Annotated in this window: 11 protein-coding genes; 7 read left to right on the top strand and 4 right to left on the bottom strand. The window is 71.7% G+C overall.

The window, feature by feature from the left end; translation table 11 throughout:
* The first annotated feature begins 3 nt into the window (after positions 1–3).
* Positions 4–1128, top strand: coding sequence for a glycosyltransferase (locus C8K30_RS24905; protein WP_146197590.1), 1125 nt, complete (start codon positions 4–6; stop codon positions 1126–1128).
* 38 nt (positions 1129–1166) lie between these two features.
* Here the strand turns inward: C8K30_RS24905 and arfB are convergent, their stop codons facing one another.
* Entirely contained in the window at positions 1167–1613 is a 447-nt protein-coding gene (arfB, locus tag C8K30_RS24900; RefSeq protein ID WP_108495593.1) for an alternative ribosome rescue aminoacyl-tRNA hydrolase ArfB, read from the bottom strand.
* 34 nt (positions 1614–1647) lie between these two features.
* Between arfB and C8K30_RS24895 the strand changes: the two genes are divergently transcribed.
* On the top strand, positions 1648–2130 hold the full coding sequence (locus tag C8K30_RS24895) for an NUDIX domain-containing protein (protein ID WP_108495592.1): 483 nt from the start codon (positions 1648–1650) through the stop codon (positions 2128–2130).
* Between the two features lie 123 nt (positions 2131–2253).
* Here C8K30_RS24895 and C8K30_RS24890 read toward each other — a convergent pair whose 3' ends face one another.
* The gene (locus C8K30_RS24890) at positions 2254–2907 is read right to left on the bottom strand and encodes a hypothetical protein (protein ID WP_108495591.1); all 654 of its coding nucleotides are present in this window, start codon (positions 2905–2907) and stop codon (positions 2254–2256) included.
* An 89-nt stretch (positions 2908–2996) separates the two neighbouring features.
* Positions 2997–3836 (bottom strand): phosphotransferase family protein, encoded by an 840-nt coding sequence (locus C8K30_RS24885; protein WP_233257429.1) that lies wholly within the window; start codon positions 3834–3836, stop codon positions 2997–2999.
* A 175-nt stretch (positions 3837–4011) separates the two neighbouring features.
* Between C8K30_RS24885 and C8K30_RS24880 the strand changes: the two genes are divergently transcribed.
* From C8K30_RS24880 to C8K30_RS24870, 3 genes are all read left to right on the top strand, one after another.
* Positions 4012–7785, top strand: a complete 3774-nt coding sequence (locus C8K30_RS24880; RefSeq protein WP_108495590.1) for an Ig-like domain-containing protein — start codon at positions 4012–4014, stop codon at positions 7783–7785.
* Positions 7786–7809: 24 nt separating this feature from the next.
* On the top strand, positions 7810–9042 hold the full coding sequence (locus C8K30_RS24875; protein ID WP_369941148.1) for a M20 family metallopeptidase: 1233 nt from the start codon (positions 7810–7812) through the stop codon (positions 9040–9042).
* Between the two features lie 154 nt (positions 9043–9196).
* Complete coding sequence (locus C8K30_RS24870) at positions 9197–9691, top strand: DUF1269 domain-containing protein (RefSeq protein WP_233257428.1); 495 nt, start codon at positions 9197–9199, stop codon at positions 9689–9691.
* Positions 9692–9727: 36 nt separating this feature from the next.
* On the opposite strand, the gene C8K30_RS24865 is transcribed toward C8K30_RS24870, so the two are convergent.
* Positions 9728–10297 (bottom strand): helix-turn-helix domain-containing protein, encoded by a 570-nt coding sequence (locus C8K30_RS24865; protein ID WP_108495588.1) that lies wholly within the window; start codon positions 10295–10297, stop codon positions 9728–9730.
* A 46-nt stretch (positions 10298–10343) separates the two neighbouring features.
* On the opposite strand from C8K30_RS24865, the gene C8K30_RS24860 reads away from it, so the two are divergent.
* Positions 10344–10868, top strand: coding sequence for a GNAT family N-acetyltransferase (locus C8K30_RS24860; RefSeq protein ID WP_108495587.1), 525 nt, complete (start codon positions 10344–10346; stop codon positions 10866–10868).
* A gap of 187 nt (positions 10869–11055) precedes the next feature.
* Positions 11056–12024, top strand: a complete 969-nt coding sequence (locus C8K30_RS24855; RefSeq protein ID WP_108495586.1) for an endonuclease/exonuclease/phosphatase family protein — start codon at positions 11056–11058, stop codon at positions 12022–12024.
* Positions 12025–12218: the final 194 nt, after the last annotated feature.

Genomic DNA, 12218 nt, shown 5'->3' with positions numbered 1-12218 from the left:
GCCATGACCCCCGACCCGGTGCCCCTCGTCGTCGTCCCCGCCTACCGGCCCGACGCCCGGCTGATCACCCTCCTGGACGGCCTCGCGGCCCGCGACCTCACCGACGTCCTGGTCGTCGACGACGGCTCCGGGCCCGCCTTCACCGGCGTGTTCGCCGCCGCCGAGGCTCAGGGCGCCACCGTCCTGCGGCACGACCGCAACCGCGGCAAGGGCGCGGCCCTGCGCACCGCCTTCGCCCACGCCCTCGCGGAACGGCCCGGCACGCCCGTCGTCACCGCGGACGCCGACGGCCAGCACACCCCGGCCGACGTCCGCGAGGTCGCCGACGCGCTCACGGCAGGAGCGGGCGACGTCGTCCTCGGCGTCCGTTCCTTCGACGGGCCCGACGTCCCCCTGCGCAGCCGCGTGGGCAACACCGTCAGCGCCCAGGCGTTCCGGCTCGCGACCGGCGTCCGCCTCCCCGACACCCAGACCGGACTGCGCGGTTTTACCCCCAACCTGCTGCCCCGCCTCATCGCCGTACCCGGCGACCGGTTCGAGTACGAGCAGCGCGTCCTCCTGCAGGCCGCCCGCAGGCCCGACCGCCTCGCGCAGGTGCCGATCACCACGATCTACCTCGAGCGCAACAGCTCCTCCCACTTCCGCCCCCTGCACGACTCCGCGAGCGTGCTCGGCCCCCTGGTCGCCTTCGCGGCATCCGGCCTCACCGCGTTCGCCGTCGACGCCGCGCTCCTCCTGGCCCTCCAGGCGCTCACCGGGTCGCTCCTCGTGAGCGTCGTCGGCGCACGCCTCGTCTCGGCCAGCGTCAACTACCTCGTCAATCGCCACCTCGTCTTCCGTGCCGGACGGCGCGCCCCGGTCAAGCGGTCCGCCGTGCAGTACGCGGCGCTCGCGGGCCTGCTGCTCGCCGCGAGCTACGGCATGCTCGACGCCCTCACCGGGACGATGGGCGTCCCGCTCGTCGCCGCCAAGGTCGTCACCGACGCGACCCTGTTCCTGGCCGCGTACACGGTCCAGCGGCACGTCGTGTTCGCGGGGGAGGGAGAGGGGCGGCAGGAGGGGCAGGAGGAGGGAGCAGAGGCCGTTGAGCCGGTGGGGGTGCTCGGTCGCCCGGCGTCTCACGTCTGACCCCGGCTTCGACATCGATGAGCGGGTCGAGGTTGCCGTCAGTCCTCGCGCCCGGGCTTCGACGAGCGCAGCCGCTTGGTCGCGGACTGCTGCTTCTTGGCGGTCAACCGCCGCTCGTGCGAACCGCGGGTGGCGCGCGTGGCCCGTCGCTTGCGCGGGGGCGGGGCCAGGGCTTCGGCCACGAGGGCTGCCAGGCGCCGGGCGGCGGCGTCGCGGTTGCGCCGCTGCTCCCGGTGCTCCGAGGCGACGACGGTGACAGCGCCGCCGACGAGGCGGTCGGCGAGCCGCTCCATGATGCGCTGGCGCTGCGCGTCGCTCAGGACGGCGGACCGGCCGACGTCCCAGGTCAGCTCGACGCGCGAGTCCGTCGTGTTCACGCCCTGGCCCCCAGGGCCGGAGGAGCGGGAGAACCGCTCGGTGAGCTCGGCCCGGGGGATCGTCAGCGCAGGGCTGACCGCAAGACCGGGGCGGACGGGTGCGGGCATGTGCCTATCGTCGCAGGGAGGGACACTGAGACCCATGGTGAAGACGAGTGCGGGCCTCCTGCCCTACCGGCGACTGTCTGACGGTGGGTTCGAGGTACTGCTCGGTCACATGGGCGGGCCGTTCTGGGCCCGTAAGGACGCGGGATCGTGGACGGTGCTCAAGGGCGAGCTCGAACTCGGCGAGACCCCGCACGCCGCGGCGTTGCGCGAGGCCGGCGAGGAGCTCGGGCTGGAGCTGCCGCCGCCGTCGGCCCCGGACATCGAGCTCGGCGAGGTACGCCAGCGTGCGGGCAAGCTGGTCCTCGCCTGGGCGCGCGAGTGGCCGCAGCCCGGACCCGACCTGGCCCAGGCCAGGAGCAACACGGTCGAGATCGAGTGGCCGCCGCGGTCGGGCAGGCGCATCGAGATCCCCGAGATCGACCGCGTCGCGTGGTTCGTGCCCGACGAGGCGCGGCGCGTCGTCGTCAGCGCGCAGGCGGCGTTCGTCGATCGTCTGGTCGAGGCCCTCGCCGGGTGAGTCCGGCGCGGCGCCGTTGCCGGGGGTGGCCGGCGGCGCGGCGTGGGCGGACCCGCCGGCCCGGACAGGACGAGGCGGGCCCTGGAACGGAACCAGGACCCGCCTCTGATCAGCTCGCCAGGGTCAGGGCTCGATCGTGGGAACGAAGTTGTCCAGCAGGAACTGGCCCTCCGCGCCCGCGGGCAGCTCGCCCATGAACCGGGAGACGACGCCCGTGCTCGCGGACTGGACGTAGACCTGGAAGTCGATCGTCTCGACCGACGGGTCGGCCCAGTGCCCCGTCTGCGCGGCCACGAGCACGGCCTCCGAGGCGCCCTCGATGTCGATGTACGAGGCGTAGAAGCCGACCTCGTTCAGCTCCTTCGGGTCCGGCATCTCCTGGGAGACGAAGGGCGACTGGACGAGGATCCGCCAGTGCAGGTCGCCGAACTCGTCGGAGACGGCGACCTCGGGGGACTCCCACTCGTGGCCGCTGCCGCCGTCACCCACGATCTCGCGGCCGGTCCAGTCGGCGGGGATCGCGTAGCCGACGCCGTTGGTCTCGGTGGACTGCCAGGTGTCGGTCGCGCCGTCGGTGGGCTCGCCCAGGTCGATCGGGATCCCGACCGGATCGCAGTCGGACGGACCCGCGGCGTTGCTCGGGACGTGCGCGGAGGTGGCGGCGCAGGCCACCTGTGCGGGGGCGGCGACAGCGGTCGACGTCGTACCTGCCGCGAGGCCGACGACGAGGCCGGCGGTCAGAACGATGGAACGTGCCTTCGCATGTGTGTGTCTCATGCCCTATAAGACGCAGCAGGCGACGGGATGGTTGTGCCTGATCCGGAAGTCGTCGGAAGACGTTCAAGCAGGTCGGACGCCGTTTCTGGTTACATGCGGGCGCGCAGCACGTCGACCTCGGCGCCCGGCGTGGACGGGTCGAAGCCGTGCTCGGTCAGCCACCGGATCCCCAGCAGGCTGCGCAGCGACCACCACGCGCGGATCACGTCGAGGTCGATGTCGGTGCCGTATCCGGCGACGACGTCGCCGAGGTGCTCCTCGTGCCCGAGCGTCAGCGTGGCGAGGTCGGACAGGGCGTCGCCCCGGCTCGCCTCGGACCAGTCGATCACGCCGGTGACCTCGTCACCGTCGACGAACACGTGGGCGAGCTGCAGGTCGCCGTGCGTGAACACGGGTGTCCACGGCCGGAGCGCGGCCTCGGCGACCTCGCGGTTGCGCGTGACCAGGTCGGCGGGGAGCACATCGTTCGTGAGGAGCCACGCGCACTCGCGATCGAGATCCGCCGCGAGCTCGTCGAGGCTCCGGCCGGGCCAGGGCGGCAGCGGTGCGTCGTGCAGCCTCCGTACGGCGGCACCCGCGGCCGCCCACGCCGCCGACGACGCGGGCGACGGCTCGCCGAGGCGGCCGAGCGCGGTCCCGGGGAGCGCGGCGAGCGCGAGCACGGGCGGCTTGCGCCAGAGGACCTCCGGGGTCGGGATCGGCACCATGGCCATCGCCTCGACCTCGACGTCGGTGCGCGTCTGGTCGGCGTCGATCTTCAGGAACACGTCGCCGACGCGCAGGGTCGCGCACGCCTGATGAGCGACCACTACCTCGACCTTGTCCACGCCGGCCATTGTCGCGGGGGCGACCACCGACGTCACCGGATTATCGCGGTGGCCGAGCTCGCCACCGCGCTCTCGCGCCTGACGTGCGGATCGCGCGCGCACCTTGACCACCTGCACAAGGGGTGGCAAACTCCGCAAATGGTGACGCTAACATCGGTGTGCGCGCCACTCTGAGCCAGGCCCGCCTGGGCCGGGCCCGCGACGTCTACCTGGGCCGAAGCGTCGGCCGATACATGTGCTCGATCCTGTCCGCAACGATGCGTGAGGAACCCAGACCATGAGTGTTCGACGTACCAGTCGCAAGCCGGTGGCGTCCGCCGCGATCGTCCTGTCCCTGGCCCTGGTGGCAGGTGTGGTCCCGGCCGCGGCCGCGGACGTGCCGACCGTCCCCGACCCGATCGACTACGTGGCCTACCCGGCAGTGTCCGACCCCGGTTCCTCGTCGGGCAGCTACTTCCAGCCGCACTGGTACGACACCGAAGGCCGCCACATCCAGGCCCACGGCGGTCAGATCGTCACCCGCACCTCCGACGAGCTCGGCGTCGAGGCCGGCGACACCACCGCCGTCGACCAGAACGGCACCACCGTCTACTACTGGTACGGCGAGGACCGGTCCAACGGCTACTACGAGAGCCCCGGCGTCTCGCTGTACACCTCGACCGACACCCTCAACTGGACGAACGAGGGCGTGGTGATGCGCTCGGTCACGTCGCGCGAGGAGCTGCAGTCGGAGTACTTCGACGCGCTCTACGACACGGTGGCCGACGACGGCACGCCGCGCACCGAGCGCATCGACGAGATCTTCTACTACCTCAACGTGCGGGCCACCACCGACGCGGGCGGCGCACAGCTCACCGCGATCTTCGAGCGGCCGAAGGTGCTCTACAACGAGGGCACCGGCAAGTGGGTGATGTGGTGGCACTCCGACGGGAGCATCACGCCCGGCGGCAGCACCTACGCACGGTCGTTGGCGGCAGTCGCCGTCGCGGACTCGCCCACTGGCCCCTTCGAGCTCCAGGGCGCGTACCGCCTCTACAACGAGCCGACCTACCGGACCGCCTGCAACATGCCCAGCGCCGTCCCGGGCCAGGCCCGCGACATGACGGTGTTCCAGGACACCGACGGCACCGCGTACGTCGTGTACTCCTCAGAGGAGAACCGCAGCCTCTACATCGCGCGGCTCAACGACGAGTACACGAACGTCGAGCGGACCACCACGCAGGACGAGGTCGGCGTCCAGTACTCGGCCGACGGACAGTACCCGCGGATCTGGGCGGACGGCACCGAGGGCGCCCCGGTCGCGGGTGAGGACTACAGCATCGTGCGCCGGTGCGGCATCCTGGAGGCGCCGGCGGTCTTCGTCCACGACGGCAAGTACTACACGGTCGCGTCCGGCGCCACGGGCTGGTCGCCCAACCCGGAGACGTACTACACCGCCGACTCGATGCTCGGTTCGTGGATCCGCGGGGTCGACCCGGACGACGAGTACGAGGGCGTCCCGTACAACACGATCCCGGAGGGCGGCGACGGTCTGCTGTCGGTCGGCGACTCGCGCAAGACGAGCTTCGGGTCGCAGTCCACGAACGTCTTCCCGCTCGACGCGGCGAGCGGCAAGTTCGTCTACATGGGCGACCGCTGGAACGCCGGTGCCGCCGACTCCACCTACGTCTGGCTGCCGATCACCATCGGCGAGGGCGGGCGCCTCGAGATGCGCAACCCCACAGGCGAGGACGCTCGCTGGGCGGACGGCTGGACCGACGAGTACTGGGACGACAAGGGTGCGGGCCAGTACATCTGGGAGGTCACTGACGACCGGCTCCCCGCGACCGTCCGCACCAACGACGACCTGACGGAGGCGCTGCCCGCCACCGTCGAGGTCACCGCGAACGGTGTCGCCACCGACGTCGCCGTGACGTGGAGCCCGACGGTCATCCGGTCGGCGGGTCCGCAGACGATCACGGGCACGCTCGCGGCCGACGACGAGTTCACGGCCGGCCGGACGTTCGAGCGCACCGTCGACGTCGTAGCGCACGGGGTGCACAACCTCGCGCCGTCGGCCACGGTCACGGCGTCGTCCCGGCAGGAGCTCGCGGCCAGCACCGTCGACGGAAGCCTCGGCAAGGGCTGGGACGACTGGACGGCCGGGGGCAACCACCCGCGGAACAGCACTCTCGACTACGCGTGGTCCGAGCTGCGCGCGCCGCAGGAAGTGGTGGTCCACCTGTACAAGGACGGCGCCACCGCGACCTGGCCGTCGCGGATCGCCGTCGAGTACCGGGACACCAACGGCGACTGGCAGACGACGGACGTCGCGGCCGACGTCGCGCAGGACGCCTCCGGACCCGCGCCGGCGGTCCGGCTGGACACCTCGTCCGTCCCGCCCACCACCGCCGTCCGCCTGCGCCTGACGACCGAGGCCGTCACGTGGCAGGCGGTCGCCGAGGTCGAGATCCTCGGGCTCGCGCCGACGTCGGCCACCGACCTCGCGACCTTGACCGTGGACGGCGAGCCCGTCGACGGCTTCGACCCGGCCGAGTGGGACCACACGGTCCTCACGACCGGCCCCGAACCCGTCGTCACGGGAACCGCGAGCAACTCCGCCGCCACGGTCCTGGTCGACCCGGCCACCGCGGAGCGCCCGTTCGCGTACGTGACCGTCACCGCGAGCGAGGGCGGCGACGCGGTCGCCGAACGGGTGTACCTCGTGCGTGTCCTGCACCCTGGCAGCGACGCCCGGTTGTCGGGCCTCGCGGTCGACGGCGTCCCCGTCGCCGGCTTCGACGCCGGGACCTTCGGGTACCAGGTCGGGTCCGGGCCGTGGGGACCCGTCCCCGAGGTGACCGCCGACCCGGTCCAGGGCGACGCGACCGTGGTGGTCGACGCGGACCAGACGGCCGCGCGCGTGACCGTCACCGCGCCCGACGGGCGCACGACGCGCACGTACACTCTTCGGTTCACCGCCTCCGGGTGCGCCGACGACGAGGTGGGCGCTCCGTGGTACTCGGCCGCGCTGGCGACCCGCCCCGCGTCCTTCTGCGAGGGGGACGGGGCCTCGTTCCGCATCTCCGACTCGGACGAGGGCCTGTGGACCAGCAAGGACAACCTCAGCGTCGTCTACCAGGCCGACCGGCTGCCCGTCGGCGGGTCCGTCCAGACCTATGTCGCGGACCTGGCCCGCGGGGGCAGCTCCGACCCGCGCAGCGGCCTCGTCGTCCGTAACGACCTGTCGGTCGCGGGCAAGGGCAGCGCCGACGGGTACGTCGACCTCGTGACCAGCCCGTCGGGCGCGTACCTGCAGTGGGACTCGAACGGCAACGGCTGGCTCGACAGCGAGGGCAGCAAGGTGGCGCTCGCGACGGCGCCCGTCTACCTCCGCCTCGAGCGCACCAGCGAGACCACGATGACGGGCTACTACCGCACCTCGCCCGAGCGGCCGTGGACCCAGGTCGGCACGGCGCCGCTGACCGCCCCCGACACCCGGCTGGACGCCGGCGTCACCACCACCGCGAACAGTGCCCAGGCCACGTCGACCGGGACGTTCCTGCGCACGCGGTTCTGGGACGAGCCCGACGCGGCCGACCCGGTGCGGGTCGGCACGGTGGCGGGTACGGCGCCCGCGCTGCCGGAGACGGTCGGCGTCACGCTCGTCGGGGGCGGCCGGACCACTGCCGCCGTCGACTGGGAGCCGGTCGAGCCGGCCGCGTACGCCGAGGCCGGGACGTTCACGGTGAACGGGTCGGTCGAGGGGACCGGGCTCTCCGCGGTCGCCACGGTGACGGTCGCGCCCTGGCCGGTGCACGGCGTCGTCGGGCGGGAGACGACGTTCACCGCTGGCGGCTTCGCTCCCGGCGAGACGGTGTCCGTCGAGCTGCGGCCCGGCTCGAAGACGGGGGAGCCGCTGCCGCTCGGCGAGGTGACCGCGACGGACGGGGGCACGGTCACCCCGCGCTTCGTGGTTCCCCGGGTGCGGGAGGGCAGCCACTGCCTGGTTCTGCGGGGTGCTCAGTCGGGTACCGAGCTGGTGCTCAAGATCGTGGTGCGCCGCCGCTGAGCCATGTGTGGCACCGTAGGCCCGGTGGACGATGCGGCATTGATTCTTGACGACCTGGTCGCCCTGCGGCGGCGGCTCCATCAGCACCCCGAGGTCGGCCTGCACCTGCCGCAGACGCAGGCGGCGGTCCTCGAGGCGTTGGCGGGGCTGCCGTTGGAGATCTCTACCGGTGCGGGGCTGAGTTCGGTGGTCGCCGTCCTGCGCGGGGACCTCCAGGGGCCGGACCTCCCGGGGCCGACGGTGCTGTTGCGCGGTGACATGGACGGCTTGCCCGTGGTGGAGGACTCGGGGGAGCCGTTCGCCTCGACCACGGGCACCATGCACGCGTGCGGGCACGACCTGCACGTGGCCGGCCTGGTCGGTGCCGCCCGGCTGCTGAGCGCCCGGAAGGCCGAGCTGGCGGGCAACGTGGTCTTCATGTTCCAGCCCGGCGAGGAGGGCCCCGGAGGGGCGCTGCCGATGATCGAGGAGGGCGTCCTGGAGGCGGCCGGAACGCCCGTGGACGCCGCTTTCGGCATCCACGTCACGGGCCTGTACGACAAGGGGCTGTTCGTCTCGAAGCCGGGTCCGGCATGGGCCGGCGTCAACCTCTTGCACGTGACCGTCCACGGCAAGGGCGGCCACGGCTCGTCCCCATGGATGTCGGTCGACCCGGTGACCGTCGCCGCCGAGATCGTGATGGCGCTGCAGTCCTACACGACACGGCGCATCAACGTGTTCGACCCGGTGGTGATCACCGTGGGCGAGCTGCACGCCGGCACCGCGTCCAACGTCATCCCGTCCACGGCCCGGCTCACGGCGTCCGTTCGTACCCTGTCGAGCGCTTCGCTCAAGCAGCTGACGCTCGAGCTTCCGCGGCTCGTCCAGGGCATCTCCGCCGCGCACGGCTGCACCGCCGACGTCGACGTCGAGCCCGAGTACCCCGTGACCGTCAACGACGCCGGCATGTGGGACCACGCGAAGACCGTCCTGACGGGCATGTACGGGCCCGACCGGGTCCATGAGCGGTCCGAACCGATCATGGGGGCGGAGGACTTCTCCTACGTGCTGGAGCGAGTGCCCGGGTGCTTCATCCAGCTCGGCGCCCGGCCCGACGACGTGCCCGCCGAGGGGGCGCCGTCGAACCACTCGGCCAAGGTCCGGTTCGACGACTCCGTGCTCGGCGAGCAGGCGGCGGCGCTCGCCGAGCTGGCGGTCGCTACCTTGACGAAGCTGGCGGTGCCATCACCCCAGGCCGCGGGAGTCGTTCGAGAGTGAACCCTCGGCAAGACCGAGGCTCGCCGACGCCGGCGGGCGCGGTCTCGGAGGCACTCGTGAGGTGAGTCCGGCTTGGGACCGTTGATCAGGGTGCGGGGTGGGGACCCGGGTGGGACGATCGGTTGATGGGGGGCTTGACCGTCCCGAGAGGCTGATGATCACCATGACCGCGTTCACCGTCTGGAAGTTCGACGATCCCGGGGGCGCCGAAGCGGCTGCTGAGAACCTCAAGCAGGCGGCCTCGGAGGGGCTGATCACCGTGGTCGACCACGCCGTGGTGTCCTGGCCCGTCGGGCAGGACAACCCGACGACCAAGCAGGCGCACGACAGCGAGTGGCGCGGCACCGGACTGGGCGCGTTCTGGGGGCTGCTGCTCGGCACCCTGTTCTTCGTGCCGATCATCGGCGCCGCTGCCGGCGCGGCGATCGGTGCGCTGGCCAGGCACACCGAGGCCGTCGGCATCGACCGGACGCAGCTCGAGACGATCCGGGAGCAGGTGACCGTCGGCACGTCCGCGCTGTTCGCCGTGACCCAGGACGGGGACCTCGACCGGGTCGGCGAGCGGTTCCACGGCATGCGCGGCAAGCTGATCGCGACCAACCTCACCGAGGCGGAGCGGTCCGTCCTGCTGGAGACGTTCGGTCCCTGACGCGCCCGTGCGGAGGCGCGGCCCACGGGATGGTGATCACCGTGGACCGCGGGGACGCATGATGAGTGCGGCGACGTAGTAGGCGCACTCGTCGTCGCCCGGATTGGCGTAGGCGTGCGGAACGTCGGCGGCGAAGTAGACGGAGTCCCCGGCCGAGAGTTCCGTGACCTGATCGGCGACGGAGAGCCGGAGGGTCCCGGTCTCGACGACCACGAACTCGTGCGAGCCCGGCGCGTAGGCGGGAAACTCGCCGGCGTCGCAGCCGCCCGGCAGGGTGGTCCGGATCCACTCGAAGTTCACGCCGGGCACTACCGGGGTGACGATGGTCCGGCGCCAGCCGCCGGGCTCCACGACCGCGTCCTGGTCCGCGGCACGGCGGACGATCACGCGGCGGGGTTCGGTATCGGCGATCAGCTCGGCCAGGCCGACGCCTAGCCCGTCGGCGATGCGGGACAGCATCACGACTGTGGGGGCCTTCTGCCCGCGCTCGACCGAGGACAGCATGCTCACGCTCACCTCCGCCGCGGAGGCCAGCTCGGCCAGGGTCATGCCGCGGTCGTGGCGCAGGCCCTGGACATGAGTACCCAGCTTCGCGAGGTCAAACATTCCGCTATAATAGCAGGTGTGTTTACTATAGCGGAATCGAGCTGACGTGTCCGCACTCCCACCGATCATCCGTCCGGCAGTGCCGGACTCCTCCGACCTCGTCGCGGTGACGGCGATCATGGCGCACTACGTCGAGCACACCGTCGCGACCTTCAACGAGGTCCCGCCGACCGCCGAGGAGTGGGCCCAGCGGTATGCCGAGCTGACCGCGCACGGCCTCCCGTTTCTGGTCGCCGAGACCGATGGGGAGGTGGTCGGCCTCGCTTACGTCGCGCCGTGGCGCCCCAAGTCCGCGTACCGGTACACGGTCGAGAACACTGTGTATCTCGCGCCGGGCGCGACGGGGCGCGGTATCGGCGCCGCGCTGCTCGCGGAGCTGATCGACCGGGCGGCGGCGGCCGGATGCCGGCAGATGATCGCGGTGATCGCCGACACCGGCAGCCCGGCGTCCGCCCGGCTGCATCAAAGTCTCGGCTTCGTCGACGCCGGCCGGCTGCACGCGGTCGGTTTCAAGCACGGGCGATGGGTCGACACCCGGTTGATGCAGCGTGACCTGACGGCGTCCCGTTGAGCATGAGGCTCCTCCCACCACGAGACCGAACCGGCCGATGGCGGTCCTGCTCCTCTCCTCCGGCATCGACGGGATCAGGCCGTTGACAGGGTGAACCTTCCCTGGGTTCTGGCTGTGGCGGTATCCGGCCGTCACGGCAGGCCTCTCTCCGGGTATCGGGAGTTCCCAGCTGTCGGAGGAGTCGGACATGACCACGACCACCGCCCCGCCGCCCGGTCCGGTCCCCGGTCCGGTCACCGACGACGTCGAGCGGGTGCGTGCTGCCCTCGCCGCGCAGATTCCAGCCAAGACGAAGAAGAACCTGTTGATCGGGACGTGGAACCTGCGCGCGTTCGGCGACCTCACCCACAAATGGCAGTCGACGGAGAAGGACAGCCCCAAGCGTGACTGGCACGCGCTGGCCTGCATCGCCGAGGTCGTCCAGCGGTTCGACGTGACCGCCGTCCAGGAGAGCCGGCGCAACACCACTGCCCTGTTCGCCCTGCTGCACCTGCTCGGCCCGCGCTACAAGGTCATCGCTTCCGATGTCACCGAGGGCGGTCCGGGCAACGGCGAACGCCTTGCGTACGTGTACGACGCCGAACGCGTCCAGCCATCCGGCCTGGTGGGGGAGCTCGTCCTTCCCGCAGGGGCGAGCGGCAAGGTCGACCAGTTCGCCCGCACCCCCTACGCTGCCGGCTTCGTGCGAGGCTCCACCAAGTTCATCCTGACCACCGTGCACGTGCTGTGGGGCAAGAAGCCCGCCGACCGGATCGGTGAGCTGACCGCGTTCGCCACGTGGATGCGGGGATGGGCCGACCGGCCCGACGACTGGAACCGCAACCTCCTGGTCCTGGGCGACTTCAACCTCGACCGCATCGACGACCCGCTTTTCGACGCGTTCCTCTCCACCGGGCTGTGGCCGCCTGCCGAGCTCAACGACGTCCCCCGCACGATCTTCGACGACGACAAGGACCATCACCAGTACGACCAGATCGCCTGGTTCAGCGACCCCACACAGCCCGACATCCCCTCACTCCTGGACGGACTGACCTACACCCGACGCGGCGGCAACTTCGACTTCATCCCCCACGCGCTGCGCGACCTGACCAAGTCCCAGGCCTCCTGGCGGATCAGCGACCACTACCCCCTGTGGCTGGAGTTCGTGTCCGGGTAGCCAGAGAATCGAGGCCGGCCGAGAACAGAGTTTCCGGCGGTAGACTTCAGGTTCTCCGGCGGTCAGGCGGGGCTCTGACCGCGCGCCGCTGTGATTCACGGAGGCGCCCGGCAGCATGTCACTATCGGCGTGAGCACGGGCTCGCGGGCGGTGCAGGCAGGGATGCTGCGCGGTGACCCGGCGGCCGGCCGGAC

It is taken from the genome of Promicromonospora sp. AC04, from assembly GCF_003058225.1.
Classification (GTDB): Bacteria; Actinomycetota; Actinomycetes; order Actinomycetales; family Cellulomonadaceae; genus Promicromonospora.
The sequence above is the reverse complement of the archived record's forward strand: the minus strand, read 5'-3'. Positions and strand labels throughout refer to the sequence as shown.